This window comes from Nostoc favosum CHAB5714 (genome assembly GCF_020829495.1).
GTDB lineage: Bacteria > Cyanobacteriota > Cyanobacteriia > Cyanobacteriales > Nostocaceae > Nostoc > Nostoc favosum.
The window spans coordinates 61,274-78,048 of record NZ_JAIVFQ010000029.1; the positions used below are offsets into that span (position 1 = coordinate 61,274).

General features: G+C 42.0%; 16 protein-coding genes and 1 pseudogene. 7 read left to right on the forward strand and 10 right to left on the reverse strand.

What is annotated here, in order from left to right; all coding sequences use genetic code 11:
• The first annotated feature begins 74 nt into the window (after positions 1 to 74).
• Positions 75 to 221, forward strand: a complete 147-nt coding sequence (locus LC586_RS19450) for a hypothetical protein (protein WP_229486365.1) — start codon at positions 75 to 77, stop codon at positions 219 to 221.
• 162 nt (positions 222 to 383) lie between these two features.
• On the opposite strand, the gene LC586_RS19455 is transcribed toward LC586_RS19450, so the two are convergent.
• From LC586_RS19455 to LC586_RS19465, 3 genes are all read right to left on the reverse strand, one after another.
• Positions 384 to 2,120: a diflavin flavoprotein gene (locus LC586_RS19455; RefSeq protein ID WP_229486366.1), complete on the reverse strand. Its 1,737-nt coding sequence runs from the start codon at positions 2,118 to 2,120 to the stop codon at positions 384 to 386.
• 182 nt (positions 2,121 to 2,302) lie between these two features.
• The gene (locus LC586_RS19460; protein ID WP_229486367.1) at positions 2,303 to 2,824 is read right to left on the reverse strand and encodes a phosphate-starvation-inducible PsiE family protein; all 522 of its coding nucleotides are present in this window, start codon (positions 2,822 to 2,824) and stop codon (positions 2,303 to 2,305) included.
• Positions 2,825 to 2,920: 96 nt separating this feature from the next.
• Positions 2,921 to 4,651: a diflavin flavoprotein gene (locus LC586_RS19465; RefSeq protein WP_229486368.1), complete on the reverse strand. Its 1,731-nt coding sequence runs from the start codon at positions 4,649 to 4,651 to the stop codon at positions 2,921 to 2,923.
• Positions 4,652 to 4,869: 218 nt separating this feature from the next.
• Here LC586_RS19465 and LC586_RS19470 point away from each other — a divergent pair, with 218 nt between their 5' ends.
• Entirely contained in the window at positions 4,870 to 5,820 is a 951-nt protein-coding gene (locus LC586_RS19470) for a 1-aminocyclopropane-1-carboxylate deaminase/D-cysteine desulfhydrase (protein WP_229486369.1), read from the forward strand.
• On the forward strand, positions 5,789 to 6,073 hold the full coding sequence (locus tag LC586_RS19475; protein ID WP_229486370.1) for a hypothetical protein: 285 nt from the start codon (positions 5,789 to 5,791) through the stop codon (positions 6,071 to 6,073). The genes LC586_RS19470 and LC586_RS19475 overlap by 32 nt, the downstream gene beginning before the upstream one ends.
• A 202-nt stretch (positions 6,074 to 6,275) precedes the next feature.
• Here the strand turns inward: LC586_RS19475 and LC586_RS19480 are convergent, their stop codons facing one another.
• A complete protein-coding gene (locus LC586_RS19480) occupies positions 6,276 to 6,536 on the reverse strand; it encodes a hypothetical protein (protein WP_229486371.1) in 261 nt (86 codons plus the stop codon).
• Between the two features lie 676 nt (positions 6,537 to 7,212).
• Here LC586_RS19480 and LC586_RS19485 point away from each other — a divergent pair.
• Positions 7,213 to 9,336 carry a tetratricopeptide repeat protein gene (locus LC586_RS19485; RefSeq protein ID WP_229486372.1) on the forward strand — a complete coding sequence of 708 codons (2,124 nt, stop codon included), beginning with the start codon at positions 7,213 to 7,215 and terminating at the stop codon, positions 9,334 to 9,336.
• A gap of 91 nt (positions 9,337 to 9,427) precedes the next feature.
• On the opposite strand, the gene LC586_RS19490 is transcribed toward LC586_RS19485, so the two are convergent.
• From LC586_RS19490 to LC586_RS19500, 3 genes and pseudogenes are all read right to left on the reverse strand, one after another.
• Positions 9,428 to 10,192, reverse strand: a complete 765-nt coding sequence (locus LC586_RS19490) for a hypothetical protein (RefSeq protein WP_229486373.1) — start codon at positions 10,190 to 10,192, stop codon at positions 9,428 to 9,430.
• A gap of 130 nt (positions 10,193 to 10,322) precedes the next feature.
• Positions 10,323 to 10,860 (reverse strand): annotated as a pseudogene (locus LC586_RS19495) (S-layer homology domain-containing protein); the annotation flags it as partial.
• Between the two features lie 439 nt (positions 10,861 to 11,299).
• A complete protein-coding gene (locus LC586_RS19500; protein WP_229486374.1) occupies positions 11,300 to 11,830 on the reverse strand; it encodes a pentapeptide repeat-containing protein in 531 nt (176 codons plus the stop codon).
• A gap of 279 nt (positions 11,831 to 12,109) precedes the next feature.
• Between LC586_RS19500 and LC586_RS19505 the strand changes: the two genes are divergently transcribed.
• Positions 12,110 to 13,000, forward strand: coding sequence for a hypothetical protein (locus tag LC586_RS19505; protein WP_229486375.1), 891 nt, complete (start codon positions 12,110 to 12,112; stop codon positions 12,998 to 13,000).
• Positions 13,001 to 13,127: 127 nt separating this feature from the next.
• On the opposite strand, the gene LC586_RS19510 is transcribed toward LC586_RS19505, so the two are convergent.
• Complete coding sequence (locus LC586_RS19510) at positions 13,128 to 14,522, reverse strand: TldD/PmbA family protein (protein ID WP_229486376.1); 1,395 nt, start codon at positions 14,520 to 14,522, stop codon at positions 13,128 to 13,130.
• A 310-nt stretch (positions 14,523 to 14,832) separates the two neighbouring features.
• Here LC586_RS19510 and rbp point away from each other — a divergent pair, with 310 nt between their 5' ends.
• Entirely contained in the window at positions 14,833 to 15,162 is a 330-nt protein-coding gene (rbp, locus tag LC586_RS19515) for an RNA-binding regulator (protein WP_229486377.1), read from the forward strand.
• A gap of 120 nt (positions 15,163 to 15,282) precedes the next feature.
• Positions 15,283 to 15,474 (forward strand): 30S ribosomal protein S21, encoded by a 192-nt coding sequence (rpsU, locus tag LC586_RS19520; RefSeq protein WP_094333031.1) that lies wholly within the window; start codon positions 15,283 to 15,285, stop codon positions 15,472 to 15,474.
• Between the two features lie 348 nt (positions 15,475 to 15,822).
• Here rpsU and LC586_RS19525 read toward each other — a convergent pair whose 3' ends face one another.
• Entirely contained in the window at positions 15,823 to 16,089 is a 267-nt protein-coding gene (locus LC586_RS19525; RefSeq protein ID WP_306423270.1) for a response regulator, read from the reverse strand.
• A 151-nt stretch (positions 16,090 to 16,240) separates the two neighbouring features.
• Positions 16,241 to 16,408: a ribbon-helix-helix domain-containing protein gene (locus LC586_RS19530; RefSeq protein WP_100901972.1), complete on the reverse strand. Its 168-nt coding sequence runs from the start codon at positions 16,406 to 16,408 to the stop codon at positions 16,241 to 16,243.
• Positions 16,409 to 16,775: the final 367 nt, after the last annotated feature.

The following is a 16,775-nucleotide window of genomic DNA, read 5'->3' on the forward strand; positions in this document are numbered from 1 at the left end:
TAATTAATTCAGTCCACTTGAGTGGACTTCAGCTATGAGACTCGGAATTCATTCCGAGGCGGAATAGAAACGCAGTGCGAGATTTATTTGACCGAAACAATCGCATTGTCAGTCAAAACAATCGCATTGTCAGTCAAAACAATCGCATTGTCAGCCGAAACAATCGCATTGTCAGTCGAAACAATCGCATTGTCAGTCGAAACAATGCATTGCAACTCTAAAAGACTTGTGTGTACCTGACTTTTCACGTTATGTAGGAAAGCCCACGAAAAACCTAACCCCCTAACCCCCAACCCGTGGCGGGAAGGGGGAAAATTCAAAGTCTCTCTCCTAAAAGGAGAGAGATTTAGAGAGAGGTTTTTGAAATACCGTGAAAAGTCAGGTTAATAATAGCTGCCAGATTTCCGATGTTCCAAAGCAGTGACACCATCATTTTCCAACACTTCACCGTGATCGATGACGGCATAAATTAACCATCTATCGCCACATTCAAGCTGATTTTGCACCGTACATTCTAAATAGGCTAATGCCTCATTGAGAATCAAACAACCATTAAGAGCAGTTTTTGTGTCAAGATTTGCAAAGGGATTATCTCCTAAAGTGCTGTGACGAGAAAAATAGCGGCGCACATTTCTTCCTTCTTTGAGGATATTCAGCACAAATTTATCACCAGGATGATGCATTAAATCTGCATTCTGCTCATTAGCGATCGCAATCATAATTCCTGGCGGGTTAAAAGTTGCCTGAGATACCCAAGAAGTTAAAACCCCTTTGTGGGTTTCTTCATCACGAGTTGTCACAACACATAGAGAACCAATGATCCGTCCCACCGCTTGTTCGGTACGATCTACATGGGTTTCTGTCACAACCTGGCGGGAAGTACGCAGTTTTTTAGTTTTCTTCAAGTTTTGGGCAAAGAAAGCACCTGCTTCTTGACACTGCTGGAGAATCTCAGGAGTAGGACTGAAACGCACCCGAATGGTTTCAAACCCTAGTTGATAATTTGCATCTTTGAGCTTGCTTTCGATTAAATCTATTGCCTCGCCACTCCAACCGTAAGAACCAAACACCCCTGCTAATTTAGTTTTAGCTGCCACCGAGAGAACTATTCCTAAAGCAGTTTGAATTTGAGTCGGTGCATGGCCGCCTAAGGTGGGTGAACCGATAATCAAGCCATCGCAAGTTTCTACAATGCGGTTAATCTCCGCCGAGTCTGCTAGTTCGCAGTTAATCGATTCTACATTAACTCCATTTTGAATCAAACCTTGAGCGATCGCATTCGCCATAATTGCTGTATTTCCATAAGCAGAAGCATAGAGCAAAGCGACACTCAATTCTTGAGATTTTTGTCCTTGGCACCATTGACGGTAATCATAGGTAAAACGACTAAGGCTGTAACGGACAACTGGGCCGTGTGCTGGGGCATAACATCTGGCTCCCAAAACTGACAATTTATCTAAGGCTACTTCAACTTGTTTGGCTTGGGGTGCATGGAGACATTCAAAATAATAACGACGTTCTGCATCTAACCCCTTCCAATCTTCATCAAACAAGGTATCTTCGCAAATATGAGCGCCGAAAAGTTTATCTGTGTAGAGAATTTTTGTGGCGGAATCATAAGTACAAAGTCCATCCGCCCACCGGGGAGTTGGTACGGTGATAAATGATAGATGATGTCCTTGTCTTAAATCTAGAGTATCGCCCGATCGCACCGCTTGAATACGTGACTCCAATTCGGGAAAGGCGGTTTTGAGAGCATTGGCGGCGGGGCGAGAACAAATTAGAGTAGCTTGAGGAACTTGAGAGAGCAATACTTGCAGAGTTGCGCTGCGGTTTGGGTTGACATGACCGAGAACAATGTAATCTAGCGTGGTAAAGTCTAAATGTTGTGCAAGTTGTTGAAGGTAAATTTCGGTAAAAGATTCGCCAGGAGGGTCAATTAAAGCCTTTTTATCAGCTTGAATCAGATAAGAATTAGCTGTAGTTCCCCGTTGGCGGGAATACTCCACCTCAAATTTTAGTCTGTCCCAAGTCCGCGATCGTAGAATCAGAGTATTTTTACCAATTTCAACAACTTGTACATCTCTGCTATGGTTGGGTGTTAATGTGACAGCAGACATAATAACCTCTGTTAATAATGGAGCATTGACTAAATAATTCGTAATTCGTAATTCGTAATTCGTAATTTGAAATAATAATGCTACGCAGTTTTATGTCTTCATTGAGGAATATTGTGGGTTTGTATTCTTCAATTACGAATTACGTTAGCGCAGCGTTAGCGACGCAGGAGCGTCATTATAAATTACGAATTATGTTGACCATTGTTTTGTATTAATTCAGACTTGGCTCGGCTTCTATAGCGTTTAGATACTTCTTGTTCTGGGTCGATACCTTCAAAGGTAGGGGGTAGCCAAACTCGGAGGAACAATAGTACTCCCAGCACTAATAAAAAGGCACAAGTTGCTAAAACTTGACTCCAACTTGTTTCTAGAACACCTTTAACAATGACTTCTCGCAAGGCGGAAACGATGGAAACTTCAACAGCTACCCCAATAGATACTCGATGTTCCTGTAGATAAATAATCAGCAGTCGGAATAGCTCAACTAAGATAAGTAAAAAGAGAATATCGGCAGTAACAGCATGAAAATCTAGAGGTGGAAGTAAGGAGAGAAACATATCTCTCACCTGAAGTACCATGAAACTAAATAAACCGATACACAAAGAAATTACAATTACATCTTGGATAAATTCCAAGGTTCGCACAACGCGCCCACGATTGATTTCGTACATGGTAATCGGGGTATTTTCAGCAGATTTATACATAGTTTTTTGGGAATTTGTAGAGACGCGATTCATCGCGTCTGTAGGAAGCAGGGGGAAATAATGACCAATGACCAATGACCAATGACAAATGACAAATTAGTAATGATTGCCAATTTTGCGGTGATGAGCGGCAGTAAGTGCATTTAGGTTGGCAACTCTTCCAGTTTGGACTGTGCTATAAATTACCCAATGATCTCCACAATCCATGCGGCTAGTAATTTCACATTCCATGTAAGCCAGGGCTTCAGCTAAAACGGGCGATTCATTTTTCGCTGGATATGTTTTCACTCCTGCAAAGCGGTCTGCACCAGGAGCAAAACGTTTCAAGAAATGTTTCATTAATCCTTGATATTTGCCTTCTTCTAAAACGTTTAAAACAAAGCGATCGCCAACGTGCATCAAGGATTCAATTGCCCGATCTTTGGATACTGCGATCGCTACTCCTAAAGGCTCAAGACTCGCTTGTGTCACCCAAGAAGCCAACATCGCACTCTGAATTTCTCCTTTTTTGGCGGTGATAATATACAATCCTGTGCTAATACGACCTAAAGCTTTTTCTAGCTCAGTATTGATAGATTTGATTTGTTTTATGGTGCGATCGCGGGTCAACCATTGACCCATATCTGTCCCCGCTTCATCACAAAGTTGTTCCGTTGCTTGGGTAGGAATTTCCTTAACTAAAATAGGAGGAAAAGCTTCAGTTAATCCCAATTCTTGAAACTTATTACGTAAAGGATAAACAGGTTCATCTTCTCCACCTCCTGACTCTAATAAACCAATTGCCTGTTTCTTGTGAACAGCAGCTAAAATTGTACTTAAAGCAGCTTGAGCCATCACCGAAGATTGGGCTGGCATTGCAATTACTAAACCAGAAGCTTGTGCAACTAATTCTCGAACTTCTTGAGGCTCGGCACTATTGAGGTCTACTAATTCTACTGCCACCCCTGTTTTCGCGCATCCATGTGCTATTGTACGTACTAAATGCTCGCTATGCCCGTAATCTTCAACATAAAATAGAGCCACTAATGTCTCTGTTTTTGCTTGTTCTAAACTCCAGTTTTGATAGCGTCCGAGCCATTCGGAGATATAGTGTTGTAATAACGGGCCATGTCCCGTGGCAACTGTTCCTATTTCTAACTTTTCAATCCGCTTTAAAGCTGCCAAGACAGATCGGGCATTAGGGCCCATGAGACAATCATAGTAATAGTGAAAATCCTCCTCTATTGAAGTAATATTTTCATCATAGGTGTGGTCATCACAGTAGTGCATCCCAAACACATCGCAAGTGTAGAGAGTGCAAGTTTTGTGGTCATAAGTCAAGATTGTGTCAGGCCAGTGTAAGTTAGGTGCAGAGATAAATTCTAATTCGTGTCCGTTGCCTAAATCTAATCGCTCCCCACTTTTCACCTGCATTGATTTAAAAGGCTGGTGAACCATATTTTCTAAAAATTGAATGGCCACCTTTGCACCGACAACAGTAATGGAGGGAGCTAATTGCAAAATATTTTTCACTAAGCCACTGTGGTCTGGTTCTGTGTGGCTGATAATTAAGTAATCTATTTTAGCCGGCTCAATTAATCCCGCCACTATCTCAAGATATAATTCCTCAAACTTGCGGTGAGATGTGTCAACTAAAGCAACTTTTTCTCCTTGAATTAAGAAAGAATTATAGGTTGTACCATTTCGTAAACCAAACTCGATATCAAAACGTTCTCGATCCCAGTCGAGACAACGGATAGCTGTCGTTTGAGGAGCAATTTCAACAGTTTGAATCGTCAAACGTCCTGGATTGGGAATAACTTGAGTAAGCTGTGTGAGTGCAACCATTTTTTTTCTCCAAAAAATATTATCTGGAGCGAGTGTTATGTCTCTTATATTTACCTGAAACACTCAATTAGTAAAATGCCAATTTCTAAAGCTAATCATCAGAAAGATTTATTCATCATTTTGATTGACTTACCATTGAATTACTCAATGTTTATCATTACTTTTATCTTTAATAATGAACGTGAGAGAATGTAAATTCTAAGTTAGAATGTTGACACATGTCGTTAACCTTTATTGCTCCTCCTCTACAACAAATCAACAGCAAAATCGCCCGTCACGCAGATGTTGATCTGTATGTGCTGCGCCTCGATCTCATGCATCCGTGGGTTAACGGCAACAAGTGGTTCAAGCTGAAATACAATCTTTTCGAGGCTAAGGAGAAAAATTTCACAACGCTGCTTACTTTTGGCGGCGCTTATTCCAATCACATCTATGCAACTGCGGCGGCTGGTAATCTTTTCGGTTTTCGTACCATTGGTGTAATTCGTGGCGAGGAGAGGTTACCGTTGAATCCTACCCTGAGTTTTGCTGTACAACAGGGTATGCAGCTTGTGTATCTGAAGCGCCAGATGTATCGACAGCGCAACACACCAGCATTAGAGGAATATCTGCGACAACGTTTCGGCGAGGTGTTTATCATTCCCGAAGGCGGGAGTAATTTAAATGGTGTACGCGGCTGTACAGAGATAATTGCTGATGCGATGCCTACGGCTGTCTACGCCTACGCATTTGATCATATATGCGTAGCCTGCGGTACAGCTACCACACTAGCAGGTATTGCGCTTTCGTTGCATCAAGGACAAAGAGCGATCGCTTTTCCCGTTCTGAAAAATGGGGCTTTTCTCGCCCAAGAAATCGAAAGTTTATTGACAAATTACCTCGCCTCTGATTTACCCTCGCCATATAGTTCTCCCCCTTCCTGGGAATTAATATGTGATTACCACTTTGGCGGCTATGCAAAGGTGAACAACGATTTGCTAGTGTTTAGCCAACAGTTCAGGGAGGAACATGGCGTACCCCTTGATTACGTATATACCGCCAAAATGTTTTACGGAGTGATGGATTTACTAAAGCAGGGATTTTTTAGTAAAGGCAATTCCTTACTGCTGGTACACACAGGCGGCTTACAGGGCAACATTGGCATGGAAGAAAGGTTGCAGAGATTTTGAGCGTACGCATTTGCTTGTTGAGCGTACGCATTTGCTTGTTGAGCGTACGCATTTGCTTGTTGAGCGTACGCATTTGCTTGTTGAGCGTACGCATTTGCTTGTTGAGCGACAGCATTTGCTTGTTGAGCGACAGCATTTGCTTGTTGAGCGTACGCATTTGTTTGTTGAGCGTACGCATTTGCTTGTTGAGCGACAGCATTTGCTTGTTGAGCGATCACATTTGCTTGTTGAGCGACAGCATTTGCTTGTTTGACGGATAATATCTATTCCTAAATAAACGATTGTCCAAAAAAGAGGCATTGTTGCATAAAATGCATTTGGCCAAAACACTCGCTCCCATGCGTGAGATATTCATACTTTGATAATAAAGAGCGTTCCCCAATTGGGAACGCTATATTTTGGTAAATTCTGTTAAGATAATATGAATTTAAATTGAAAATTGCTAGTTCTTAAAATCAGGCATGGAGATTTACTTGTTCCTGCAACCAAGGATCTACAGGTTGCCCATCTTTGCGGCGTAATTCAATTTCCACCACCATCACTTCTTTAGAACCAGGAGGGGCGGGTTTTTTATGGAAAAGAATGTCATAATCTTCTGGATTGTGTTTGCGTTCTTTCAACCATTCCTGTACCTTGGTTGTGGCAAAAAATGATTGCCCTTGCTCAAACATTCGGGTAATCTGCAATTGCAGTGTATAAGGATTTATCCGACCCATTTTCTACCGCCTTTGTTAAGTTAATTTTAGGACAAGTAATCTGCTCACCCTAGATAATCTAATGTTAGTGCGAAGTACGCACATCTGACTAAATAATTACTAATTCGTAATTCGTAATTCGTAATTAAGAGGGTACAGCGCAAGCATCAAAATCTCCGGTTTAGTAGTTTTCAAGACGGTCGCAGACTCGTTAACGCTACGCTATCAGTGGAAGGTTAAAGCAAGCACTGATTGCAACTACGAATTACGAATTGTTTTGACACTTCGCGTACAGGTGCAAATTTCAGTTTCAACGCCCTACTAGTTTGTCAAGTTTAAAATAATAGGTAAGCAAGTTTGTAGTAAGGACTTTAGTCCTTATTAGACATAGGAGTGAAAAAGAATTGTTTTGACGTTACAATGCAACGTCTCTACAAGGGTTTCAGGTAACGCATAATTAATTACTGGAGATGTCTATTTTCTAAGCACTAAAGTCCTTACCACAAACCGTTGCGTCAAAAAGTTTACTGCACTCTCCCACTGAATTTGTACGTACAGTCAGGGGCGAGGGAACGGATTAGTTAAGGATTGTTCAGAATTTCCCACTGCCTCTACAACATTTCACTACTTAATTCTGTTATAGATTGGAGAGAGGCACGCCGCTTCAAAAACTGACCAACAGACTGAGATGGTTGTTATGAAGAGCAAAAATCAAGCTGTTTTCGCTTTAATTGTAAAAAGCACCATTGTCTTTTTACCCTTACTGCTGTCCCCTAGAATTGCCAGTGGACAATCTACACCATCACCTTCCCCAGCACTAACTCCTGCTGCGGTGTTATCGAATCAGGAACGGGAAGAATTAGCGCGACTAAGAGCAGAAAAGCGAATTCAACAGCAAGTCCAATCTGATTTTAATAGCGCTTTTAGCCGGACAACTATCTTACTCAATGTCTGGCTAGTTATATTAAGTCTATTCCCAGTAGCAATCATTGCTTTATTTTGGCTCCTACGACGGGTGGTAATCCGTGAAATTGTTGATAGAGCGATGCAACAATTACAGGGAATGGAAAAATTGCAAAATCAGCTAGCCACCGTTAAACAAGAGTCTGAAAATCTTATTCAAGAAGCTAAAAAAATAAATTATGAATTAGAAAAGGAAACGGCTAATTTACAACAACAGATTAAAAACGAACAAAAAAAATATTTATCTAACCTTACATCTGAATTAGATTTGGCTAAAGCACAGGTATTAAGTAGATTAGAAACTGAACTCAAAAAATCCCAACAAAATATACAAATTTTAGAGTCAGAATTTGCTTCTGGGCTATCTAAGTTAGAGTTTGATGCTCAACAACAAAGAGATATAGCACTGGATAATCTAGGAAAATTAGCATCTCTCATGGCAGAAGAACTGTCTAATTTAAAGTTAGGCGTGCAACAACAGCAAGAACTAGCCGTTGCTGATTTAGAAGTATCAAAGTCTGAGTTCACATCTCAACTTTCTGGATGGCAGTCTGATGCTCAAAAGCATAAGGATATAGCTATTGAAAGTTTAACAAAATTGCAGTCAGAATTTGCAGAAGAATTATCGAAATTACAGGTAGATGCTCAAAAGCAAAAAGATATCACACTTGACAATTTAGGAATATTAGATAAGGAATTAAAATTTCAATTATCTGAATTACAGGTAGATGCTCAAGAACAAAAAAACAAAATTGTTGAGAGTTTAGCAGCATTGCAGTCAGAATTTGCAACTCAACTATCTGAATTACAAGTAGATGCTCAAAAACGCAAAGAGCTAATCATTGAGAATTTAGAAAAAGCTGGTTCGGAGTTTACTTCGCAATTCTCAGATTTACAATGGAATGCTCAACAACAAAAAATTCTCATTTTGGAGAAGTTAGAAAGATTAGAAACTGAGTTTGTCTCTCAACTCTCTGAGTTACAATTGGATGCCCAAGAAAGAAAGGATCTCATCCTTCAGGAACTAACTGAAATTACACCTGAATCTATCCTAGAGGCGGTGAATTCTGAAGTTGACGTTGAGATTAAAACTGCATCCATCCCAGAGGTTGTAAATTCTGAAGTTGAGGAAGAAATACAACAACAGCCACAACAACTAGAATTTACTGCTGATGAGTATGTAAAACAGGGAGATGAGCTATTTTCCCAAAAGCGCTATGAAGATGCGATCGCAGCTTACAACCAAGCGGTTAAAATCCAAGCTGATGAACCTGTGACTTGGTTAAAACGAGGTCTAACTCTGGGAAGGTTGAAACGCTACAAAGATGCGATCGCATCATACAATAGAGCTATTGCGATTCAACCAGATTATCATCAAGCTTGGTGCGATCGCGGCGTTGCTTTTGGTAACTTACAACAGCATCAGCAAGCCTTTGACTCATTTGATAAAGCTACACAAATCAAGCCTGATGATGCAGTTGCTTGGTTAAATCGCGGTCTTTCCCTAGTAGCATTAGAACAATATGAAGAGGCAATAGCGTCTTTTGATAAAGCGCTGGAATTCCAACCCAATTCCCCCAAAATCTGGGATAAACGCGGTTATACTTTGGTAAGATTGGGGCGCGATGATGAAGCGATCGCTAGTTTTAACAAAGCCTTAGAAATTAACCCAGATTATGCTAGTGCCTATTATAACAAAGCAGCCTGTTACGCACTGCAAAGACAAGTTGAACTATCTCTGCTAACTCTACAACAAGCAATTGAACTTAATCCCAGGTATAAAGAAGACGCAGTAACTGACCTAGATTTTGATGATATTACCGATGATGAGCGCTTTAAGCAGTTAGTTGCACAGTAACAATTTAAAAAGCATTGAGCATTAGTTATTCCACTCTTGCTCCCCCTGCTCCCCCTGCTCCTCTTCCCCTCTTCCCCCCACTCCCCACTCCCTACTCCCCACTCCCCCCAATTGGCCGATTCTGTTCCCCAGACATCGCTTTGAGTTTAGATGTAAAAGACTCAGAGCGATCGCTTTTTTCTGGAGTAAATTGCCCGATTGGGGCGTGAATGGGAGCAGGTGGGAGTAGTTTTGGCTGTCGTTGATGAGGAATTGGTGATGGTGAAGGCGGTGGACTTTCTTGTGAAGCTTGCCTTTGGCTGATAGCAGACGATAACTGAACCGTTGTTGAAGAAGCAAATTTTCCCGAAAGGGGAGACTTCAGGACAGTTTTATTGTCCCTGGCTTCCTCCTTCACTTCTTCTTCATCTAAAGATGTTTTTTGTTCGTAACTTTTCAGTTGTAGAGTTGCAGTATTGCTGTGTTGATAGCCGTTGCGAATCTTAGCCGGTGGTAATTGAGGACTCGTGACTTTCTCTACAGTGGGGTTTTTCTTCGCTGGCGGTAGGGCTGGAGCAGGCGATGAGGTTAAACTTTGGGGAAATTTGCTACAAATCATCCGTTCAAATTCCATGTTGAAATGATATGTAGCCTGATCCCGGCGCTGCCAAAATACTAAAATTTGCTGCACAGAAACAGCTTTATAACGACCTTGATATAGTGCCTCAATCACTGCCAGGTGTAGCCAATTAAGCGGGTATTGCGTTTGCCAACGCTCAACTAGCTCATTGGCAGTATAGCCACTGAGATCGAAACTATAGTTAATTAACAAGGCGATCGCTAAGTTGGCAGAGGTGTCTGGAAGTGTTGTTAACATGGGGCTATTAGCTTTAGGCAATAGGTCTAAGATTTGTCACCCATCGCATATTAGCCTAACGTGCTTTTAACTACATGGTTTTTTTTTCCAAGAGTACCAAGCCGATAAGCAGTGTTTCCTATTCTACTTATCAACTTCTAGAATGCAACCCTACATAGACTGATTTAATCGCAGATGTTCGCCCAATAGCTACTAATGCCTGATAAACCATTGCTGCAACTTCGGCGCGTGTTGCCGGACGTGAAGGTGCAAGCAGTTTGGGATCTGGATAGTTGACAACTATTCCTCGTTGTGTAGCAGTGGCAACAGCTTTTCGGGCATAGTCGGGAATGGTATCATGATCGCTATATACTTCTAAAATATTGCTATCAACAGCTGATAGTCCCAGTCCGTTTACTAGGGAAACAATCACCTGTAGCCGTTGGACATTTTGATCGGGGCGAAAAGTGCGACGCCGATAGCGAAGCGGTAGCGAGTCAGACGCTCCTGCGTCGCTAACGCTGCGCTATCGAGCGTCATAGCCCGTCGTAGACATCGCTAAATCCGCCAACAAAGCCACCGCTAGCCGCCATTTGGATAGCGCTATAAGCCCAAAAATCCTTGGGTACATCCGTAAAATCAGGGGCTGAGATTTTCGGAAATGGGTTAAAAGCGATCGCAACCAGAGCATCGCAGTACGATTTTCTGATAATTTGTTATTTGCGATCCTAGGGGCGGCAAAGTCACTAATTACTATGCCCTTGTTAGCCAAAACAATGCCCTTGTTAGCCAAAACAATGCCATTGTCAGTCGAAACAATGCCATTGTCAGCCAAAACAATGCCATTGCAACTCTAAAAGACTTGTGTGTAAACCGTAGCGCCTGCAAAGAGGGGATTAAGGGGTGAAGTTCTCCGGGTTTAACTAAGTAATCAAGCAAAGATGATATGAACCTCAAATTTCGAGTTTTAATCTCGGCATTCTGAGTTTGAAGCTTGAAGTTCCGAGTTTTGATCTCGGCATTCCGAGTTATAAGCCGAGGAACTGTTTTGGTTAATAGATTGAGTCAGCAGTCCAAATAAATGTATTTCCATGCTCCGCATGAGAACAAGATTAAAGTAGTTCACATTTAAACATTCTCATCCAGGATTGTTCCTTCTATATTGGCTCCATCCAAAATTGCTCCGCTCAAATTTGTCTGGTTCAAATCTGCTTGAGTGAGATTTGCCTGGGATAAGTCGGCTACAGTTAAGTCTGCACCACTCAAATCTGCTCCATCTAAATTCGCCGCTATCAAACTAGCTTCCTGCAAATCCGCTTCACTCAAGTTAGTTTCAATCAGTTTAGCAACCGTCAAATCAGCCTGACTCAAATTAGCTCCATCCAAGATAGCTCCATCCAAGATAGCTCCATCCAATATAGCTTTGCTTAAGTTGCTACCACTGAGGTCAGCATTGCTCAAATTTGCTCCATTTAAGTCTGCCTCAATCAAACTGGCTTGGGCTAAATTAGCGTGACTCAGATTAGCTCCATCTAAAATTGCTCGATCTAAAATTATCCCACTGAGATTGGCTTCCCTTAAGTTTGCCTCGCTCAAGTTGACACCAGTAAAGTCTCTGACACCTGCGGCATAGTTTTTCAGGAGTTGATCTGCTTTCATATCTGTCGCTGTGTTAAGGAACGTTTAATTGAGGCTATCCAGCTTACTCAGACAGGCAGTAAATCCCCAGCACGCGCCACGGAGGATTGGTGTGGTGAATCAAACCAGAGTAAATATCAAATCACTTTTGTCTAGATTAGCCATCCTCAACTACTGTCGCTACTACCTAGAGTTATGATTTATTTTCATACTTGGGAGGGATGTTGAGGGATTTAAAAATTTAAGCATTAGTGCAAAGCGATCGCTATACTCAATTGTGGTGTTCATCTGGCAGAGGTTATGGCAAAACCAATCCGTATTCTTTTGCAGACTACGATTCCTACAACTGAAGATGACTGGAGCATTTTTCGTTTTTCGATGTTACAAGATTACTTAGCATCGATTAAAGACGAAGCAGGAAACTCCTTATTTGAAGTTACGGGACGCGATTACGAATCAGATGCAGTAAGTGGCGACCCAGTTTTAAGTAGTCTGGACAAATCAGATTTTGATGAACTTTGGCTATTTGGATTAGAGGTGGATAAAGGTTTAACCGAAAAAGACATTGCCGGAATCAATGCTTTTCGGCAACGCGGCGGCGGTATTTTGACAACACGCGATCATCAGGATATGGGCTGTTCGATGTGTAGTTTAATTGACATTGGTGATGTCCACTATTTCAACACCAAAAATCCCGATCCCGATGAATCTCGCTGGAGCCGAGATGACTCATACACAACTTATATCTCCTGGCCCAACTATCATTCTGGAGCTAACGGCGATTATCAAAAAATTACCATTATTGAACCCATTCACGAACTTTTAAAAAATCCCAATTCACCTTCGGGAAGTATCGAATTTTTCCCAACACATCCCCACGAAGGCGGTATTGGCGTACCTTTGGGATATGCCAATGCGCGGGTAATTGCTTTGGGTAAAAGTTTAGTTACAGGTCGTAACTTCAATTTGGTTGTAGCGATCGAGCATCATCAAGATGAACAGGGCAATATACTAGGACGAGCAGTAGCTAACTCCAGCTTTCATCATTTAGTAGATTACAACTGGGATATTAACAAAGGTTGTCCCACTTTTGTAGATGAGCCACCAGGAGATGGCATGAAAAACGAGCCACGCGCCTTAGAAGATATCAAAACCTATGTGCGTAACGTCGCTTTCTGGCTAGCAAATTGATTTCAATTCAAGTATTACCCATCAGTTTTGATGGTTTGTAGTAAGCACTTTAGTGCTTAAAAAATAAGGATTAAAGTCCTTACTACAAACTTATTCAATACAGACCTAATGCTACAACAGTTGGGGTTTACGTTTCCCCACCAACCACTACATCTCGAATTCGCAAACTAGGGCCACCACAACCCACTGACAAACCGTTTTGCCCTCCTTTACCGCAACCGCCGGATTCATCCCAGTAAAAATCATCACCAATTGCCTCAATATCCGCTAAAGTTTGGAATACATTACCCGAAAGCGTTACATCCCTTACTGGTTCAGCAATTTTGCCATTCCGAATCATCCACGCTTCCCCAGCACTGAAGGTGAACATTTCCCCATTTGTCATCCCACCTAACCAATTGCGGGCATAAACTCCTTCTTTGATATCGGTGAATAAGTCTTTGACTGGTGTTTTACCCCGTTCAATCCAGGTATTTGTCATCCGCACAATGGGAGTAAAGTGATAGTTGAGACAGCGTGCGTTCCCGGTAGGCGCTTCCTCCAATTTGCCAGCAGTTTCACGAGAATGCAAACGTCCAACTAAAACTCCATCTTTAATTAGTTGAGTAGTTGTGGCAGGCGTGCCTTCATCATCGTAAAAATAGCTACCGCGATGTCCTTCTGGAGCAGCACCATCAAAAATTTGGAGTTCTTCCGGGCCAAACCGCCGTCCAATGGTCATGACTTCCAACAGATCGGGGTTTTCGTAAGCCATATCGGCCTCAGAAAGATGTCCAAAGGCTTCGTGGACAAACAAACCCGTGAGAATTGGGTCAATGACTACGGTGTAAGTATTGCCTTTCACCGATGGCAGAGATAAGGCTGCGATCGCTCTTTGAGCGGCACTTTTTACCTGTTCATCTAAACCAGTTAAATCTTCGTAAGCTTTGCGAGAGCCAGTAGTTTCCCGTCCAGTTTGTACGGTTTCGCCATTTCTGGCGGTAGCCGCAAAGCGCATTTCCATGTCCACCCAAGATTGCTCGATCAAAGTGCCTTCAGAGGTAGCGATGATCACTTTTTGGGCGCTGTCACCGTAACGCACCGAAGTAGTGGTAATCCGGCGATCAACGCTTTTGAGCAATTCAGTATAGTGATCGCACAATTGTTTCTTATTCGAGAGTGGGATTTTTCGGGGATCGGTGCCTTTTAGGGGTAGAATGCATACTGCTTGCACCGGATCAATGGGTGCAAGTAAAGTTTCTTCATCACCAACCATCCGCGCAGCAGCGATCGCTTCTTCTATCCGATCCTGAATTGTCGCCAGCTGGTTAAAGCAGCTCAAACCCCATCCACCTTTATAACAGGCGCGAATATGTCCACCAATGGAGATGCCAACGCTTAGGGTTTCTACCTTGTCGCCACGCAACAAGATATCAGTCCCTTCTGCTTCTTCAAGGCGAATCATCAGATAATCTACACGCTCACAGTAGCGGGCGATGAGGTCAGAAAGTAAATTTTGTGCGTCAGCAAGTGTAGTAGGCATTTCCAATTAGTAACAATGACTAACTGCATTTATTTTGCAATTAATTGGGGAATATCTGCTACTGAATGTCGGAGTTGCCTCTGAATTCATGACTTAGACGATGTTTGAGAAATCCGCAGGCGATCGCTGGCTCTTAGTACTTCCTTTTTTACGGTGGGTAAGAACTGAATGATGTGCTAAGGTAATTAAGTGAGAATAAAATTCGGTTACAGCGTTTGTTTTTAGTATTGACAGGCTTTTCCCTTTTGGTCTTAACAAGCTTGTCTCCGAAATCTAAATCTCTACACACCTATGATTTTGGAGATAACGCATGTCAATTTATGTAGGTAATCTATCCTACGAGGTCACACAAGAAGACCTCACATCTGTTTTTGCCGAACATGGTTCTGTAAAACGGGTTCAGTTGCCTACCGACCGCGAAACAGGACGTCCACGCGGCTTTGCTTTCGTAGAGATGGGTACAGAAGCTGAAGAAACAGCTGCCATTGAAGCTCTTGATGGTGCTGAGTGGATGGGACGCGACCTGAAAGTGAATAAGGCTAAACCCAAGGAAGATAGAGGTGGTTCCTTTGGTGGTGGTGGTGACCGTCGTGGCGGTGGTGGTGGTGGATACCCTCGAGGAGGAGGAGGACGCTACTAAACTTTAAGATCAAAAATTAAGTTTTAACGTCTTAAGGGCAGAATCATTATCTGCCCTTTTTGCGCTCCGGTCTACTGGATGGCTTAAAATTGCCCAGTACCAATTAAGTAGGAGATGAAAATGACCCAAGTATTTGTGGGCGAAAATGAAGGAATTGAGTCAGCCTTACGTCGATTTAAGAGGGAAGTTTCCAAAGCAGGTATTTTTCCAGACATGAGAAAGCATCGTCACTTTGAAACGCCTTTGGAAAAACACAAGCGCAAAGAAGTTGCAAGGCACAAACAACGTAAGAGAAATTTCCGTCGCAATTGAAAACAAGCGATGCCTACAGCAAGCTACACTAACGCACTCTCTCATTACATTCTTAGCTGTCGAAGAGGCGATAACTGTGCTGCTGCATGTAAATCTAAAGGGTAGGTTTTGGCAAAAGCATTACTGATTAGGGGATGGGCAATGTAAATAACGGTGTGTCCCCCAATTGCAAAAAACTTTTGATTGTTACTTACAGAGTAGCGATCGCTACGCTGACTTTACTAAAATTTGGCTGAAAAATTTATTTTTGGCATTCCCTTAGTAGTCTACAAGACTTTTGAAGGTTCTGTCTTGGAAAGTTGAGCCAGGACTTTGGGCGGGTAATACTCTACTTCCTACCCTTCTCCGTCAGGAGAAGGGTAGGAAGTAGCATGCGAAACCCCAATCGGTCAGATTGCCGAGACGGAGATTGGGCATACCTCCACTCCCAACAGCGATCCAGCCTATTGAGTAGCTTCTCGATCTGGAGGGTTTGGGCAGGAATGCTTTTGCCCCTGCCTTCAAACTCCGCTGGTGATTTTCCTCGAATACGCTGGCACTAAAAACGATGATAACAGAAAGGTTTGCGGATGCTTGTAGGTGAACTATTAGCTCAAAACCATCCATATTGGGCATGGCTAAATGAGCAGAATCACATCTGGGTTGTGTGTTTAGTTGCTACCTATAGCGCGTGTTTACAGGAAAATCACTGATAACTGTGAAACACTATCCTTTACTCAGGAATTGAGAAGTGCCCATCATGATTTTGTTTTTTGTTCACTATAATTTAGTAGGTTTGGGACACTTTTTCCTCTTGAGTAGAAAGAGAGCGAATTAACTCCCGAATCACATCGGTTGCTGGTCTTCCCGTCATTGAACAGTATTGTTCAAGCTTCTGTGCCTCACTTGATGTGAGATTGATTGTAAGTCGTTTAGCAGCCCATTTTTTATTCATGTAGTAGACAGACAAGCTATATTTTTAAACTACTTCTCTAATATCAATCTTTTAAGCTGCTACTACAAGGGTATAACTAATGACATTTAATTTAAGTAATCATGAAGCAACATATTATGTTTTTCTAAGCAATAGTGAAGAGGTAGAGTATATTCTCAAGTATGAAGTTTAGCTCTTTTTAGGGCAATAATTATAAATAGAATGTAAAAGGAATATTAAAGTAAAAGGCTATTTATAAAGCAATACGCTTGGGTTAAGGCTGAAAGTCGTGTAAATTAAGCATTGTCCCAAGAATGAAAATGAGCGTGTGGTGCATCTCAAAGATTTCTTATTGGTGTCTCCAGATATACAAAGTAGTGACGTACTG

Coding starts and splice junctions, on each gene's coding strand:
- LC586_RS19455 (WP_229486366.1), bottom strand. CDS start 2,120: ATGTCTGCTGTCACATTAACACCCAACCATAGCAGAGATGTACAAGTT.
- LC586_RS19460 (WP_229486367.1), bottom strand. CDS start 2,824: ATGTATAAATCTGCTGAAAATACCCCGATTACCATGTACGAAATCAAT.
- LC586_RS19465 (WP_229486368.1), bottom strand. CDS start 4,651: ATGGTTGCACTCACACAGCTTACTCAAGTTATTCCCAATCCAGGACGT.
- LC586_RS19470 (WP_229486369.1), top strand. CDS start 4,870: ATGTCGTTAACCTTTATTGCTCCTCCTCTACAACAAATCAACAGCAAA.
- LC586_RS19480 (WP_229486371.1), bottom strand. CDS start 6,536: ATGGGTCGGATAAATCCTTATACACTGCAATTGCAGATTACCCGAATG.
- LC586_RS19485 (WP_229486372.1), top strand. CDS start 7,213: ATGAAGAGCAAAAATCAAGCTGTTTTCGCTTTAATTGTAAAAAGCACC.
- LC586_RS19490 (WP_229486373.1), bottom strand. CDS start 10,192: ATGTTAACAACACTTCCAGACACCTCTGCCAACTTAGCGATCGCCTTG.
- LC586_RS19500 (WP_229486374.1), bottom strand. CDS start 11,830: ATGAAAGCAGATCAACTCCTGAAAAACTATGCCGCAGGTGTCAGAGAC.
- LC586_RS19505 (WP_229486375.1), top strand. CDS start 12,110: ATGGCAAAACCAATCCGTATTCTTTTGCAGACTACGATTCCTACAACT.
- LC586_RS19510 (WP_229486376.1), bottom strand. CDS start 14,522: ATGCCTACTACACTTGCTGACGCACAAAATTTACTTTCTGACCTCATC.
- rbp (WP_229486377.1), top strand. CDS start 14,833: ATGTCAATTTATGTAGGTAATCTATCCTACGAGGTCACACAAGAAGAC.
- rpsU (WP_094333031.1), top strand. CDS start 15,283: ATGACCCAAGTATTTGTGGGCGAAAATGAAGGAATTGAGTCAGCCTTA.
- LC586_RS19525 (WP_306423270.1), bottom strand. CDS start 16,089: ATGCCCAATATGGATGGTTTTGAGCTAATAGTTCACCTACAAGCATCC.
- LC586_RS19530 (WP_100901972.1), bottom strand. CDS start 16,408: ATGAATAAAAAATGGGCTGCTAAACGACTTACAATCAATCTCACATCA.